General features: G+C 34.4%; 18 protein-coding genes. 11 read left to right on the top strand and 7 right to left on the bottom strand.

Annotated elements, in window-relative coordinates; all coding sequences use genetic code 11:
• The first annotated feature begins 71 nt into the window (after positions 1-71).
• Both GGR32_RS04400 and GGR32_RS04395 read left to right on the top strand, forming a co-directional pair.
• Positions 72-1,253 (top strand): AIR synthase related protein, encoded by a 1,182-nt coding sequence (locus GGR32_RS04400; protein WP_183476857.1) that lies wholly within the window; start codon positions 72-74, stop codon positions 1,251-1,253.
• Positions 1,254-1,272: 19 nt separating this feature from the next.
• Positions 1,273-2,316 carry a DUF3078 domain-containing protein gene (locus tag GGR32_RS04395; protein ID WP_183476855.1) on the top strand — a complete coding sequence of 348 codons (1,044 nt, stop codon included), beginning with the start codon at positions 1,273-1,275 and terminating at the stop codon, positions 2,314-2,316.
• Here the strand turns inward: GGR32_RS04395 and GGR32_RS04390 are convergent.
• The 4 genes from GGR32_RS04390 to GGR32_RS04375 are packed head-to-tail and all read right to left on the bottom strand — an operon-like array spanning position 2,313 to position 4,420.
• Positions 2,313-2,687, bottom strand: a complete 375-nt coding sequence (locus tag GGR32_RS04390; protein WP_183476853.1) for an MmcQ/YjbR family DNA-binding protein — start codon at positions 2,685-2,687, stop codon at positions 2,313-2,315. The genes GGR32_RS04395 and GGR32_RS04390 overlap by 4 nt on opposite strands.
• A gap of 10 nt (positions 2,688-2,697) precedes the next feature.
• Positions 2,698-3,318 carry a DUF4230 domain-containing protein gene (locus tag GGR32_RS04385; protein WP_183476851.1) on the bottom strand — a complete coding sequence of 207 codons (621 nt, stop codon included), beginning with the start codon at positions 3,316-3,318 and terminating at the stop codon, positions 2,698-2,700.
• A gap of 8 nt (positions 3,319-3,326) precedes the next feature.
• Positions 3,327-3,671 (bottom strand): DUF4260 domain-containing protein, encoded by a 345-nt coding sequence (locus GGR32_RS04380; protein ID WP_183476849.1) that lies wholly within the window; start codon positions 3,669-3,671, stop codon positions 3,327-3,329.
• Positions 3,668-4,420 carry a cyclase family protein gene (locus GGR32_RS04375; protein WP_183476847.1) on the bottom strand — a complete coding sequence of 251 codons (753 nt, stop codon included), beginning with the start codon at positions 4,418-4,420 and terminating at the stop codon, positions 3,668-3,670. The genes GGR32_RS04380 and GGR32_RS04375 overlap by 4 nt, the downstream gene beginning before the upstream one ends.
• A 294-nt stretch (positions 4,421-4,714) precedes the next feature.
• On the opposite strand from GGR32_RS04375, the gene GGR32_RS04370 reads away from it, so the two are divergent.
• From GGR32_RS04370 to GGR32_RS04350, 5 genes are all read left to right on the top strand, one after another.
• Positions 4,715-5,101, top strand: coding sequence for a pyrophosphohydrolase domain-containing protein (locus GGR32_RS04370; protein WP_183476845.1), 387 nt, complete (start codon positions 4,715-4,717; stop codon positions 5,099-5,101).
• A 237-nt stretch (positions 5,102-5,338) separates the two neighbouring features.
• Entirely contained in the window at positions 5,339-5,665 is a 327-nt protein-coding gene (locus GGR32_RS04365; RefSeq protein ID WP_183476843.1) for a hypothetical protein, read from the top strand.
• Between the two features lie 3 nt (positions 5,666-5,668).
• On the top strand, positions 5,669-6,307 hold the full coding sequence (locus tag GGR32_RS04360) for a hypothetical protein (protein ID WP_221403687.1): 639 nt from the start codon (positions 5,669-5,671) through the stop codon (positions 6,305-6,307).
• Complete coding sequence (locus GGR32_RS04355) at positions 6,286-7,080, top strand: sensor histidine kinase (protein WP_183476839.1); 795 nt, start codon at positions 6,286-6,288, stop codon at positions 7,078-7,080. Before GGR32_RS04360 ends, GGR32_RS04355 begins: the two co-directional genes overlap by 22 nt.
• A complete protein-coding gene (locus tag GGR32_RS04350) occupies positions 7,058-7,699 on the top strand; it encodes a response regulator transcription factor (RefSeq protein WP_183476837.1) in 642 nt (213 codons plus the stop codon). The genes GGR32_RS04355 and GGR32_RS04350 overlap by 23 nt, the downstream gene beginning before the upstream one ends.
• A 9-nt stretch (positions 7,700-7,708) precedes the next feature.
• Here GGR32_RS04350 and GGR32_RS04345 read toward each other — a convergent pair whose 3' ends face one another.
• The 3 genes from GGR32_RS04345 to GGR32_RS04335 form a co-directional block, all read right to left on the bottom strand.
• The gene (locus GGR32_RS04345; protein WP_246415168.1) at positions 7,709-8,695 is read right to left on the bottom strand and encodes a YpdA family putative bacillithiol disulfide reductase; all 987 of its coding nucleotides are present in this window, start codon (positions 8,693-8,695) and stop codon (positions 7,709-7,711) included.
• Positions 8,682-9,341, bottom strand: a complete 660-nt coding sequence (gene rpe, locus GGR32_RS04340) for a ribulose-phosphate 3-epimerase (protein ID WP_183476833.1) — start codon at positions 9,339-9,341, stop codon at positions 8,682-8,684. The genes GGR32_RS04345 and rpe overlap by 14 nt, the downstream gene beginning before the upstream one ends.
• 148 nt (positions 9,342-9,489) lie before the next feature.
• Entirely contained in the window at positions 9,490-10,353 is an 864-nt protein-coding gene (locus tag GGR32_RS04335) for a sigma-70 family RNA polymerase sigma factor (RefSeq protein WP_183476831.1), read from the bottom strand.
• Positions 10,354-10,486: 133 nt separating this feature from the next.
• Between GGR32_RS04335 and GGR32_RS04330 the strand changes: the two genes are divergently transcribed.
• The 4 genes from GGR32_RS04330 (at position 10,487) to GGR32_RS04320 (ending at position 15,336) form a co-directional block, all read left to right on the top strand.
• Positions 10,487-11,467: a PLP-dependent cysteine synthase family protein gene (locus tag GGR32_RS04330; protein ID WP_183476829.1), complete on the top strand. Its 981-nt coding sequence runs from the start codon at positions 10,487-10,489 to the stop codon at positions 11,465-11,467.
• A gap of 147 nt (positions 11,468-11,614) precedes the next feature.
• Complete coding sequence (locus tag GGR32_RS04325) at positions 11,615-12,880, top strand: DUF2851 family protein (protein ID WP_183476827.1); 1,266 nt, start codon at positions 11,615-11,617, stop codon at positions 12,878-12,880.
• Positions 12,881-12,908: 28 nt separating this feature from the next.
• The gene (locus tag GGR32_RS12035) at positions 12,909-13,139 is read left to right on the top strand and encodes a PspC domain-containing protein (RefSeq protein ID WP_343066422.1); all 231 of its coding nucleotides are present in this window, start codon (positions 12,909-12,911) and stop codon (positions 13,137-13,139) included.
• A gap of 94 nt (positions 13,140-13,233) precedes the next feature.
• Positions 13,234-15,336: an amino acid carrier protein gene (locus GGR32_RS04320; RefSeq protein WP_183476826.1), complete on the top strand. Its 2,103-nt coding sequence runs from the start codon at positions 13,234-13,236 to the stop codon at positions 15,334-15,336.
• Positions 15,337-15,441: the final 105 nt, after the last annotated feature.

Raw genomic sequence — 15,441 nt, 5'->3', positions numbered from 1 at the left:
AAATTATTTCATCCCGTTTTTCTTAAAACGGGATTTTTTATTTGTTATTTTTGCATTTCAAATTTAATAGTATGAGTCAAAAAGTTAGTAAACGTTACGCGCAACGAGGGGTTTCTGCAGAGAAAGAAGAAGTACATAAAGCAATAAAAAACATAGATAAAGGCTTGTTTCCTAAAGCTTTTTGTAAAATTATTCCCGATTACTTAACTCAAGATGATGAGTATTGCCTTATCATGCATGCAGATGGAGCAGGAACAAAATCGTCTTTGGCTTATATGTATTGGAAAGAAACCGGAGACATTTCTGTTTGGAAAGGAATCGCCCAAGATGCATTAATTATGAATGTAGACGATTTACTTTGTGTAGGCGCTACCGATAATATACTACTATCTTCAACCATAGGAAGAAACAAAAACTTAATTCCAGGAGAGGTGATTTCTGCTATTATTAATGGAACCGAAGAATTGGTAACCGAGCTTAAAAAGTTTGGCGTAGAGATTCATACTACCGGAGGAGAAACTGCAGATGTAGGAGATTTAGTGAAAACTATTATTGTAGATTCTACAGTAACTGCAAGAATTAAAAAAGATAAGGTTATAGATAATGCCAATATAAAACCTGGCGATGTGATAGTAGGTTTAGCCTCTTTTGGGCAAGCAACATACGAGCAGCGTTATAATGGAGGAATGGGAAGCAATGGATTAACTTCCGCTAGGCATGATGTGTTTACCCATGCATTAGCCGAAAAATATCCAGAAAGTTTTGATGCTTCGATTCCTAAAGAATTGGTTTATTCAGGAAGCAAAAAGCTTACCGATACTGTAGCAGATGTTCCTGTAGATGCTGGGAAATTAGTGCTTTCGCCAACCCGAACATACGCCCCTATCATCAAGAAGATATTAGAAAAATATTCTGCAAAAGAAATCCACGGAATGGTACATTGCAGCGGAGGCGCACAAACCAAAATTTTACATTTTATAGATAACTTACATATTATTAAAGACAATATGTTTGAAGTGCCACCGTTGTTTAAATTGATTCAGGAAGAAAGCAAAACAGATTGGAAAGAGATGTATCAGGTATTTAATATGGGGCATCGTATGGAGTTGTATGTGCCAGAGGAAATAGCTACCGATATTATTGAAATTTCAAAAACGTTTAATGTCGATGCAAAAATTGTTGGCCGTGTAGAAGCTTCCGAAGAAAAAAAACTTAGCATAAAAAGCAGTTTAGGAAGTTTTCAATATCAATAAATACATAAACTATTTTTTTGTGGATTACAAACAGAAATTATGGCTGATAATTGCTCTTTGTACTTGTGCTATTGGTTTTTCTCAACAACCACAATTAGCTACTCCCTTAGAGTTAGAGATAAAGCCTGTAGATTCCTTACCATTCGATAAAACGTTGATAGAGCCAAGCCTGGTTCCTCCAACAGTATTAAGGTTAAGTCCTAGGCGTTGGCAATGGAAAAAAGTAAATAAAATAGGCTTAGATGTTAACGAAGTTGCTTTTGTAAACTGGAATGCAGGAGGTGCAAATGCCATTTCGGGCTTATTAAAAACAGAGTTTCAACGTATTTATGAAACAAATAAATTACGTTGGAATAATGAACTGAAAGCACGCTACGGACTTAATGAGCAAAAAGGAAGAGAGCTCCAAAAAACCGATGATCATTTAGAATTTAACTCTACTGTTGGTTACCGTAGAGATTCTTCTTCAGCATGGTTTTATTCTGCGAAATTTAATTTCAGCACGCAAATTTCTAACGGATATAAATACCCTGATACCGATAATAAAATATCAACCTTTATGGCTCCTGCTTATTGGTATTTAGGTTTAGGGACAGAATATGGTAAAAAAATAAAATCGTTTACATTATATTTATCGCCACTTACCTTAAAATCTACATTTGTATTAGACCAAGAGTTGGCTAATTCGGGAGCATTTGGTGTAAAAGCCGCTGTTAAAGATGCCGATGGAAATATTATAAAAAGAGGAAGAAATAGCCGTACAGAGCTAGGAGCATTAATTACCAATGAATACAATACCGAGATATTTAACAATATTAAATTAAAGCATAAAATAAGCCTATATACCGATTACCTAAATAATTTTGGAAATATAGACATCAATTGGGAGTTGAGCTTTAATTTTAAAGTAAATAAATATGTGCTTGCAAGTATAGGTTCGCATTTAAAGTATGATGATGATGTTAAGATACAGAAAAAGAATGATGCGGGCGAAATGGTAGATGCAGGCTCGCGTGTACAATGGAAGCAGCAATTGGGAATTGGAGTGTTGCTAGCGCTTTAAAAATGCTCGTTTAATTGCTGTTGTTGCTTTTTGGTAAGTTTTTGTACAACCAGTTGGTAGCTGTGATTTATCAATGTTGTAAGTAAGCTAGGCGCAATATCCTTGTGGTATATTTTTATAGTGTTCCAATGTTTTTTGTGCATGTGGTATCCAGGTAGTATGCTTTCGGGATATTTAGCCCGTAATTCTTCTGCTTTTTCAGGTTCACATTTTAAGTTTACTTCTGGGATTCCGCTTTCCCATGAGTTAATGTTGGTAAGGGCAAACATTTTTCCCATAACCTTAAATACAAGAATATCTTTAGTGAAAGGGAAATCTTCTTCGCTCGCTTTTTTTTCTAAACAAAAATTTCTAAAATCTTCTAGGTTCATAACGTAGTTTTTAGTCTTTTTTTGCTTCCACTTTTTTAAGGGAAGTTTGTGTTTCCAATCCTGTATAATCTAATTTCCAGTTAATGGTTTCTACAATTTTTTCCATAAGTTGTATGGTTTCAAGCGCTTGTTTAGAAGCTTCGGCAAGTAAACCACTTTCGGGTACTTTATCTACGATATATTGTTTTGCTTCTTGGTTAATGTCGGTTAAATCTGTAGAGGTAAACGGGTTTGCCCAGCCTTCTTGTTTGTCATAGTATTTAAAATCGGTTTCTATGGTGAGCAATTCGGGTTTAGGAAACTCGGTTAGAATAATGGTTTTATTTTGGGTGTCGGCATGCATTTTTACTTTGGTCAAGTCGAAACCAATGTGTGCTTTCGCCTCGATTAATACAAGTGCTTTTTTACTTCCAAAAAGTAAATTTACCCATTTATCTTTTACGTTTTTGTAGTGGTAAATTTCAGAGAAATCGCCTTCTATAGTGATGAATTTACAAACACTTCTTATTTTTTCCATAAGTACAACAGATTGCTTTTCTACACGTTCTTTCTTTCTGTTTCTGTTAAATTTAGAAAGAATAAAATAAGCGATAACAGCCCCTACAGCAAGTCCTATAAATAGTAATTCCATAGTTGTTTTTATAAATTTTCTAGATGGGTAAATTTAAACCCTTTTTTATATTTAAGTCCGTAGCCTAGTATTCGGTCTAAGCTGGCATGAGTAAATAAGATAATTCCAATAAGTTTAAGCCAAGGGATTTGTGTATAGATTCCAATAGTAAAAATAAAAATAGCAAGTCCTTTATGGTGAAAAATATTATAGACCATTGCCCCTGTGGTATTACCAAAAGCATAGCCTAGCATGCCTATATCAGGGAGAAATAATAAGCCAAAAAACCACCACCAAGAGATAGATAAAGTACTAAAAGCATAAGCGCCTAGAGCAAACATGGCAAATTCTTCTAATTTTAAGCTTAGTTTCATTTTGCTAGTGTTTTATATAAAATAGGTTTACTTGGGCTAGCATCGTTTTTAAAAGGAGCTATTTGTAGGTTTAATAAATAGTCGCCGTCGGTTATTTTGTTGGGTACATAAATCAACTCGGTAATTGTAGCGTGCTTTCGTGGAGCTTTAGGGTAATTCCAAAATGCTCGATGAGCTTTTAGGAGTCCGTCATCTTTTTCTTTATCAACCGATGGCAAATCTATTAAAAGATGCTCAACTCCTGCTTCTCTAATATAGGTTGCTGCGCTTTCTGTAAGGTAAGGCCAATTAGAGTGATTGTAATTTTTTTGTTTTTTACTTTTAAGATTAGGGAGTGTTCTAATAATAAGCGCCTCGCAACTGCCTGGAGAAAATAAGGTTTTTAATTGTTGCTTAGAAATTACAAAATCTTCACCTTTCTTTTCTGGAGCTACCGAGATTAGTTTTGCTGTAAAAAAATATTTATTAAGTGCTTTATTTACGTTGTAAAACTCTTTGGAGATATGCCCGTAACATTCTGTATGCGTTCCGTGTGCATGGGGGTTAAACCATATACTGTTGAAGTTTATCGAAGCGCCTTCCGATACTTTTGCAATCCAATCTCCTTCTTTTACAGGGGTTATTTTTGGAGCTGAAAGATACCAAGCCAAAGGGTTTGCGTCATCACCACTTAAACTAATAGCGATATCTATCGGTTTGCTTAAATCTATTGTTAAAGTTCGGTTAGAAAATTTTATTTGTGTTTTCATAATGGAAAGAAATGCTTTCTAAAATAGGTAAAAAAACACAAACAACCTATTATCTTACACTTTTTATTACAAACAATAAAGCTATAAAACAAATAAAGGCAACCAGTACAAAGATGCTTCCTTTGTAATATTTTTTATGAAGCTTTTTATCTTTGCGGTAACTAATTACCATAAAAATTACAAAAGCTAATACAAATAAACCCGAAAAAATTAGCTGTCCTTGACTAAACATTATTATCTTTTTAAACAAAATTACAGTAATTAAACTTTATAAACTAAAAAATAATTATACGAATGAAAAATAAATTAGCTGCCGTACAACAGTTTCATGAAGCTTTTGGGTTAGGAGTAAACGAAAAACCAAGCGTAGCCTTAGGAGAGCAAAAGCATAAATTGCGTTTTAATTTGATGAAAGAGGAAAATGAAGAATACCTCGAAGCTGCACAAAATAACGATTTGGTTGAGGTTGCCGATGCTCTAGGCGATATGTTATATATTCTTTGTGGAACCATTTTAGAACATGGGATGCAATATAAAATTGAAGAGGTTTTTAATGAAATTCAACGAAGCAATATGAGTAAATTAGGAGCGGATGGAAAACCTATTTATAGAGAAGATGGAAAGGTGCTAAAAGGCCCTAATTACTTTAAACCCGATATTAAAAGTATTTTAGAAAAGTAAATAGAGAAGCAAAAAAAGCTATGGGGGTTCCCATAGCTTTAAACTAAAGTTTAGTTCTGATATAAATAAAATAGAGTGGTTTACTTATTAGTTCTGGGACAAATTTCGGTTGAATAACCTTTATGCGCAATACGTATTTTTACGTATTTTTTAGTTTTATAGCGGGAGTTATACGTGTTTTTACGTATTTGAAACTTAAAAATTAAATAAGATATTTGTTTAAATTAAAATGTAGTTATGAAATTAGATAAACAAAGCGGAACCGTAATTAACTTAGAAGAGGCAGTAAATTATACACATTCATTTCAGGAACAACAACCAGAAGCAACAAAATCATTTTATGTGGGTGTAGAAAAAATACAAGGTATTTTACAGCAAGAAGGCTGCATGGGGATTAGAATGTATAATGGTAATGTAGCGGATGCTAACAACGAGATTAAAGCGAATTTAGTACTGGTTGGTGTTAATGAAGAAGGGGAGGATATGACTGATGGAATAATTTTAGAAAGATTAATTCGGTGTCCAACCATTTGCCCAAAGCAAAGCCCGTTAATAAAACGATAAACCTTGTATCAATTATTTCTTTATATAGCTCTTTTTATAGGTGTTATACCTTTTTGGGTGTTGATTTATAAAAATAGGGAGTTTTCTTTTAAGCAACCTATTGTACCTTTTATATGGCTAACTTTTATTGCGTCTTTATATGAGTCTGTAGGTACACTGCTATTGCAATTAGATACTTCGTATTGGTTTCGTTTTTATCCATTAGTCGAGTTTAGTGCGTTATATTATTTTTTTTATCGCTTAATAAAACCTAAAAACAAAACACTATATGGGGTGTTTTTGGTACTTTTTGTACTTGTATATGGCTATTCTATTTTTTATTGGAAAAAGTATGATGATACATTATTTCCCGATGCCATTACAACAACATTTTTAACGCTATTTGTGTTTTTTGGTGCTATTCAATGGGTGAAAAACCTATTTGAAAAAATGCATATTTCTAATTTATGGAAAAACGCTGGATTTTACTTTATTTCAGGATTTACCATTTATTATTCCAGTACATTCTTGTTTTTTTTACTTAGTGACCTTATTTTTAGCAGCAATCTTTATTATAATGATTATTCATTTGTCAATGTACTAGCAACATTGATTTTAAGAGTGCTTTTGATTATAGGTGTATGGAACATGAATCGGAATTGAAATTATTTTTTTGGGTAGGCACAGCTATTATGCTGGGTTTAACTTTCATGGTATTGTTACTCACGGTAATTTATCAAAAAAAAGTACATCAATTAAAACAGAAAGAGGCAGAAAGCTTACTAAAGGTTTCTTTACTAACCGAGAAAAAGGAACGAAAACGGATTGCCTCAGATTTACACGATGGCGTTATAGGAGATTTAAATGCTATTCGTAATTATGTTACGGTATTGAGTAATCAGCTCGAAAAAGAAAGCTCCTCATCGGCTGTACTTTTAAAAGAAGTTACACAAGCCTTAACAGCCATGCAAGAAAATATAAAGTGCATTAGTTATAACCTGATGCCACCCATGCTGGATGATAGTGGATTTCTAGTTGCCATAGAGGAGTATTTTAAAAAATTAGAGAAATGGAATGCCCTAAGCATTACTTTTCATTATTCCCCAAAACATCTTGTTATACCTAATTTTGTAGCTTACGAGCTTTACCGCGTTGTGCAAGAATTAATCAGTAATATGTTAAAATATGGGAAGGTTGAGAATGTTGATTTTTTGATAATATACCAAGAAGGTAGTTATACCATAAGCATTACAGATAACGGAATCCCATTTAATTTTTACGAAAGTTTACGCAATAGTTCTGGGATGGGATTAAAAAGCATTATCTCGAGGTTAAAGCAATTTGATGCCAACCTTACACAAGAACAAATTGATAGCGGTAATAAATTGATAATAACCTTTAAAGAAAATACCCATGTTACGGATAGCCATAGCTGATGACCATCAGTTGTTTAGAAAAAGCCTAAAACTTTTAATTGATAGTTTTGGAGAAATGCAGGTGGTGCTAGAAGCCGCAAATGGGAAAGAGCTTTTAGAAAACTTAAATACTGCAGAAGTAGATATTTTGTTGCTAGACCTTCAGATGCCAACAATGAATGGTTTTCAAACAATTCCAGCAATAAACAAGGCTTATCCTGAAATTAAAATTCTTGTGCTTACCTCGTTAAGCGAAAAAGAAACCATAAAAGCAATTCTAGGATTAGAAGTCCAGGGGTATTTTACAAAAGATGCCGACCCCAACGAGCTTAAAGAAGCCATTTTAAAACTGCATCAGCATGGTTTTTATTTAGAGAAAAAACTTGCTTCAATCATAGAAACTCAGGTAGAAAACCAAGCGAATGCTTTAGTGTTTTCTGATAGAGAAAAAGAGATTATTCGTTTGATATTAAAAGAATATAGCGGAAAAGAAATAGGAAATGAACTTAATATTAGCCCTCGAACGGTAGAAAAACATAAATATAATCTAATGGCAAAAACCTCTTCTAAAAATTTTATAGGGGTTGTTGTTTATGTTTTTACCCAAGGAGTTATTCCGATAGAAGAATTAAAAATATAAGAAAACACACTAATTGTTACCAATAGCCGAAATAATTGTTTGAGCATGAACGCGAGAATTTTCAATAAACCATTTATGCGTTTCTAAACCGCCGCAAATTACTCCAGCTAGGTAAATTCCTTTAACGTTGGTTTCCATTGTTTTTGGGTTGTAATTGGGAATTTTATGCGTTCCTAAAAGCTCGATGCCTAGTTTCTGTAAAAAATCAAAATTAGGGCGATAGCCTGTTAATGCTAGTACAAAATTATTGGCAATTGTTTTTGATATTTTTTTATCGATGCAAATATCTACTTCGTCGGTTCTAATTTCTGTAATTTCAGCACGGTAATAGGCTTTTATGCTTCCTTCAGCAATACGGTTTTCGATGTCTGGTTTCACCCAATATTTTACACGTTCGCCAATAGCTTCTCCTCTAATCACCATGGTAACTTTACCGCCTTTTCGGTATATTTCTAGGGCAGCATCTACCGAGGAGTTACTTGCGCCTACAACAATTACCTGTTGCCCTGCAAAATAATGAGGGTTTTTGTAGTAATGAAAAACCTTGGGTAAATTCTCTCCTTTTACATTCAAGTAATTTGGGATATCGTAAAAACCGGTGGCTATAACTATGTTTTTAGCCTGATATTGTTTTTTTGAAGTGTTTACCGTAAAAATATCGTTTGCTTTAGTAACTTTTTCTACTTTTTCAAATAGGTTGATAAAAAGTTTGTTAGCTGTTGCAATACGACGATAATATTCTAAAGCCTCTTCTTTTGAGGGCTTAGGGTTTTTACTAATAAATGGAATCCCATCGATTTCTAATTTTTCTGAGCTCGAAAAAAAACGCATATTAGAAGGGTAATGATAAAGGGAGTTTACCAGAGTTCCTTTTTCAATAACAAGGTAAGTTAATCCTTTTTTCTTAGCTTCTAGCGCACAAGCAATCCCTATAGGTCCTGCTCCAACAATAATAAGGTCGTAAATATAGTTGCTTTTAAAATTATTGGTTTGCAATTTCTTTAAGATTTTGTATGGTTTCGGTAGGGTTTGTAGCTTTAAATACAAAACTTCCAGCAACAAGTACATCGGCGCCAGCATCAACAAGTGCTTTTGCGTTACTACTGGTTACACCACCGTCTATTTCTATTTGAGTATTCGCATTATTATCGGCAATTAACTCTCGCAATTGTTTTACTTTTTTGTACGTGTTTTCGATAAATTTTTGTCCTCCAAAACCAGGATTAACACTCATTACACAAACTAGATCAATATCGTTAATAACATCTTCTAGTAAATTAACATTGGTGTGCGGGTTTAAGGCAACTCCTGCGCGCATTCCCGCAGCTTTTATGGCTTGTAAGGTGCGGTGTAAATGAGTGCAAGCCTCATAATGTACGGTAAGAATATCGGCTCCTAAATTGGCAAACGTATCAATGTACCTATCGGGGTCTACAATCATTAAATGTACATCGATAACTTTTCCTGCATGCCTATTAATGGCTTCTAGCACAGGCATCCCAAAAGAGATGTTGGGTACAAAAACACCGTCCATAATATCAATATGAAACCAATCGGCTTGGCTTTCGTTTATCATTTCGATATCGCGTTGCAGGTTAGCAAAATCGGCTGCTAAAATAGAAGGAGCTATTAACTTATTCATAGAGTTTTGTGTTGTTTAAGCAAAGGTACAAAGAAGCTTTTTTATGTAGAAATTTTTATATCGAAAAGAATAAGGCAGCAAAAAAGCCTCGAAATATATATATTCCGAGGCTTTCATTCATCAAAAAACGAACAGTAAAAACTGTTGTTTATCCTAAGTAAGTTTTTAATATCTTACTGCGTGTTGTATGTTTTAAGCGTCTAATAGCTTTTTCTTTAATTTGGCGTACACGTTCGCGGGTAAGGTCGAAGGTTTCTCCAATTTCCTCTAAGGTCATTGCTTGCTGATCTCCTAATCCAAAATATAGCCTAATCACATCGGCTTCACGCGGTGTAAGTGTTTCCAACGCACGCTCAATTTCTGTTTTTAACGAATCGTGCAACAGGTCTTTATCAGGGTTTGGCGATTCTCCAGAACGCAAAACGTCATACAGGTTAGAATCTTCGCCTTCTACCAAAGGAGCATCCATAGATAGGTGTCTCCCTGAGTTTTTCATCGATTCTTTAACATCGTTTACCGTCATGTCTAACTCCTGTGCAATTTCTTCAGCATTTGGAGGACGTTGGTTTGCTTGTTCTAAAAACGCATACATTTTGTTTATTTTGTTTATAGAACCAATTTTGTTTAGTGGTAATCTAACAATACGCGATTGCTCTGCAAGGGCTTGTAAAATAGACTGTCTAATCCACCAAACGGCATACGAGATGAACTTAAAACCTCTAGTTTCATCAAAACGTTTTGCAGCTTTTATAAGCCCAAGGTTTCCTTCGTTAATTAAATCGGGAAGGGTTAGCCCTTGGTTTTGATATTGTTTTGCAACAGATACCACAAAACGTAAGTTTGCGTTAGTAAGTTTTTCTAAAGCGCGTTCATCGCCAGCTTTAATACGTTGCGCTAATTCTACCTCTTCTTCGGCAGTAATTAAATCAACTTTACCAATTTCTTGTAAGTACTTATCTAACGAAGCAGTTTCACGATTAGTTACCTGTTTCGTAATTTTTAATTGTCTCATCTTCTCTCCTCCTAGAATTTAAAATGGGTTACGTATAGGTTATACGAAAGTAACAGCGGAAATGTTACAAACAAATTCATTTTTTTTAGAAAAAATCTAAATCTTATATTTGTTGCCTTATTTATATAGAGAAATGGAATACGCAAAAAACATACTGGAAACCATAGGAAACACTCCTTTGGTAAAACTGAATAAGCTTACGCAAGAAATCCCAGCTTTGGTATTGGCAAAATACGAAACTTTTAATCCTGGGAATTCTGTAAAAGACCGTATGGCTTTAAAAATGATTGAAGATGCAGAGGCTGATGGGCGCTTAAAACCTGGAGGTACTATTATAGAAGGAACTTCTGGAAATACAGGAATGGGGCTTGCATTAGCTGCTATTGTAAAAGGTTATAAAATGATTTGTGTAATTGCCGATAAGCAAAGTAAAGAAAAAGTAGATATTCTTCGTGCAGTAGGTAGTGAAGTAATTGTTTGCCCTACCAATGTAGAACCCGATGACCCTCGTTCCTATTATTCTACCTCAAAGCGTTTGGCAGAAGAAACCCCTAATGCATGGTATGTAAATCAGTACGATAATCCGTCTAATACAAAAGCACATTACGAAACAACTGGTCCAGAAATTTGGGAGCAAACCGATGGAAAAATCACTCATTTTGTTGTTGGAGTAGGTACAGGAGGAACCATTTCGGGTGTAGGAAAGTATTTAAAAGAGAAAAATCCTAACATTAAAATTTGGGGAATAGATACTTACGGAAGTGTATTTAAAAAATACCACGAAACAGGAATTTTTGATGAAAAAGAAATTTACCCTTACATCACCGAAGGAATAGGGGAAGATATTTTACCTAAAAATGTAAATTTTGAGGTGATTGATGGTTTTACAAAAGTTACCGATAAAGATGCGGCGGTTTACACGCAGCGATTGGCAAAAGAAGAAGGGATGTTTGTAGGAAACTCGGCAGGAGCTGCTATAAAAGGTGTTTTACAACTAAAAGAACACTTTACAAAAGATGATGTTGTTGTTGTGCTTTTTCATGACCATGGGAGCAGGTATGTAGGTAAAATGTTTAACGATGATTGGATGAAAGCCCAAGGGTTTATAGAGTAAAAACCTTATAAAGAATCATTTATGTGAAAATCTTGCCGGTATGTCGGCAAGATTTTTTATTTTTAGAGAAGAATTTTATACAATAAGACGTTTTCGATGATAGGTTTGTACATAAACAAACTTCTTTTATTTTCTAAAAATCGCTAAATGAAAGAGGATTTTATACATTATTTGTGGAAGTTTAAAAAATTCGATTTTTTAAAAGCGAAAACAACAGCAGGAGATGAAATTTATATACGTTCCTCTGGGATGCATAATACACAAAAGGCTGGGCCAGATTTTTTTAATGCGCAATTAGATATAGGAACACAGCACTGGGCGGGTAATGTAGAGGTGCATCAAAAATCTAGCGATTGGTTTGCGCACAACCATCATACCGATTCTGCTTATGATAATGTAATCCTTCATGTAGTTTGGGAGCATGATGTTGAGGTGTATAGAAATAACAACACGCCAATTCCAACCTTGGTTATTGCAAATTATATAGATGATAAATTATTAGAAAATTACCATCAACTTTTTACTAAAAAGGAGACTAAGTTTATTAATTGCGCTTCGTATTTTCCTAACTTTAACTCTTTAAAAATAGATTTTTGGTTAACCAAGTTGTATGCCGAGCGCTTAGAAAATAAAGCAGTCTATATAGAAAAATTGTTAGCAGAAAACAATTTCCATTGGGAGCAAACTTTGTTTTGTATGTTGGCTAAATATTTTGGACTTAAACAAAACGCAACGCCTTTTATTGCAATTGCACAATCGGTTCCTTTTGCAATGCTTCAAAAAGAAACTCAAGCAGAAAAAATAGAAGCATTGTTATTTGGGCAAGCAGGGCTTTTAGAGGAAACCAAAGACGATTATCAGAAAAAATTACAACGAGAATATCAGTTTTTAAAAACTAAATTCAAGTGTTCGCCAATAGCCGAACCTGTGCATTTTTTTAGACTCAGGCCTTTAAATTTCCCAACCGTTAGGCTAGCCCAATTGGCAAGTTTATATACTAAACAAAAAAACTTGTTTAGTCAATTAATTCAGGTGGATAAACTGGAAGACTTCTATCAAGTATTGTCGGTAAAAACTTCTCCGTATTGGGAAACACATTATAATTTTGGCAAAACAAGTAAATTTTTCATCAAGAAAACAAGCAAAAAATTTATTAACTTACTTTTAATCAATGCCGTGTTTCCGTTGCAGTTTGTCTATGGGCGGGCAATAGGAAAACCTTTTGATGAGAAAATTTTCGAATTTTTAAAACAACTTCCGCCAGAAAATAATCATATTCTTACTCAATATCATAAGCTTCATAATAATCTAGGCAACAGTGCAATGCATTCGCAAGCTTTATTGCAAATGTATACCGAATATTGCACTAAAAATAAATGCTTACTATGTACTTTAGGAAATCAAGTTTTGTAAGCATCTTAAAGAATTGTAAATTTGTGCGGTGCTAAAAATAATATATAAAATACGATACTTTTTTGAGCGTTACGGTTTTTTTGTAAGTTCAAGAATAGCCGACCGAATAGGAATTCGTGTTAAAAGTATTCGTTTGTTTTTTATATACCTTTCATTTGCTACGCTAGGCATGGGCTTTGCGCTTTATTTAACACTAGCTTTTTGGCTCCGCTTAAAAGATTTGGTTTATACCAAACGGACTTCGGTGTTCGATTTATAATAACAATTCCTATTCGATACTTTTAAAAATTCAAGAAAATATCTTGAGTTTTATTCTTTAGTAAATCTAAAATCGAGAATAAATAATTATTTTTATGAGAAAAATTGTACTATCTGTACTATTAACCTGTACCAGTTTATCACTATTATTTTCACAGCCAGAAGATGAGGATTATTCCAGGTTGGGCTTAAACGTAGAAGCCCAATTAATCAATCCCACTAAGCGAATTAACGATGCTAAAATTTCGCTTAAAGTTACCGGAGGTAAAGCTCCTTACTTCTATAAATGGTCTAACCAAACAACACCACTTAGTTCTTCTGTTTCAGAAAATATTATAGAAGGCATTCCTTACCAAGTTATAGTTACCGATGCGAACGGAGCAAGTATAACCAAAACCTATAAAGTTCCCTCCAAATCAATTACCGAAATTTTTAACGGAATTGTTCAACCCGCTGTAGATTTTCAAGCAGCAATTTTATTCTGGGATCCTTTTGCCGCATTAAATCTTTACGATCCTGTTATTTATACCGATGAGGCCGAAGTAGCTATACCTAACTGGAGCCCTGATAAAGACCGTATCTATACATTACAGAAATGGTATGTTGCTGATAATACGCACATCCAAAAAGGAGAAAAACTAGCAAAGATATTGGATGATAAAGGAAATGAAACAATCGCTTATGCGGAAGCGAACGGAACCTTAACACAATACATCAACGCAGGTGAAATAATTTATGATTCCACAAAACAAGCGGATGTTATTGAGCAAGGAGCACATAATTTAGCCAAAATAACTTTCGATGATCCACAGCCCTTATACCATCCTAATGGAGATAAACGCAAAAATAACATTCCGTTTATTGTGGTTTGGCTTATTCTAGGGAGTATATTTTTCACCTTTAAATTAGGATTTGTAAACATAAAAGGATTTAAACATTCTATACAATTAGCACAAGGTAAATTCGATAATCCCAATGCACCCGGTACCATTACACACTTTCAAGCTATGGCAACCGCAGTTTCGGCTACGGTTGGTTTAGGAAATATTGCAGGTGTTGCGGTAGCTATTTCTTTAGGTGGTGCAGGGGCTACTTTCTGGATGTTTTTAGCTGGTTTTTTTGGGATGTCTTTAAAGTTTGTAGAATGTACATTAGGCGTAAAATATAGGCATATTAACCATGAAGGGAGAATTTTTGGTGGACCTATGAATTACCTTCGTTATGGTTTAGAAAAACGGAACATGAAAGGATTGGGGAAAGCATTAGCCATACTGTTTGCCTTGTTGGGCGTTGGTGCTTCGTTAGGTGGCGGAAACATGCTACAGGCCAATCAAGCATTCGAAATTGTTGAAACACAATTAGATTTTCTTCATGGACATGGTTTTGAGTTTGGGATAGGTTTTGCTTTACTTGTAGGTGCGGTAATTATAGGAGGAATAAATAGCATTGCTAAAGTTACCAGTAAAGTAGTGCCCGTTATGGCTATTATCTATGTTGTAGGCTCGCTTATTATTATAGGAGTAAACTACCAGAATATAGGGACAGCTTTTACCGCTATTTTTGAAGGAGCTTTTTCTGCACAAGCTTTAAAAGGTGGTTTTTTAGGCGTATTAATCGTAGGATTGCAACGTGCCGCATTTTCTAGTGAAGCAGGTGTAGGTTCGGCAGCTATTGCGCACAGTGCTTCAAAAACAGAAACGCCAATAGCCGACGGGTATGCTGCTTTAATAGAACCTTTTATCGATACAATGGTAGTTTGTACCATGACGGCTTTAGTGCTTATTTTTACAGGGAAACACGAGGTGTCTGAAGTGGCAGGAGTAGCACTTACCTCAGAAGCTTTTGCTAGTGTTATCTCATGGTTTCCTAGTGTGTTGGCAGTAGCGGTATTTTTATTTGCATTTTCCACTATGATTTCATGGTCGTATTACGGGATGCGTTCTTGGACATACCTTTTTGGGAAAAGCAAAAAGTCTGAATTGCTTTATAAAATTTTATTTCTAGTCTTTGTTGTTGTAGGGGCTTCGGTAAGCTTAGGAGCCGTGTTAGATTTTTCAGACATGATGATTTTGGCGATGTCTTTCCCTAATATTATTGGATTATATATAATGGCAGGAGAAGTAAAGCAGGATATGAAAGCTTATGTAAAGAAGCTTAAAAATAATGAATTGTATCGTGTGCCAGAGACAACCGATTAATGGTTTTATTTAACAAAAAATTCACATTTTAACGTTCTGTTTTTTGAAGTAGCTTATTTTTTTATGATATTGTGCCGTTAATTCATTTTAACAATAGAAAAGTAT

The organism is Mesonia hippocampi (assembly GCF_014197445.1).
Taxonomy (GTDB): Bacteria; Bacteroidota; Bacteroidia; order Flavobacteriales; family Flavobacteriaceae; genus Mesonia; species Mesonia hippocampi.
The sequence above is the reverse complement of the archived record's forward strand: the minus strand, read 5'-3'. Positions and strand labels throughout refer to the sequence as shown.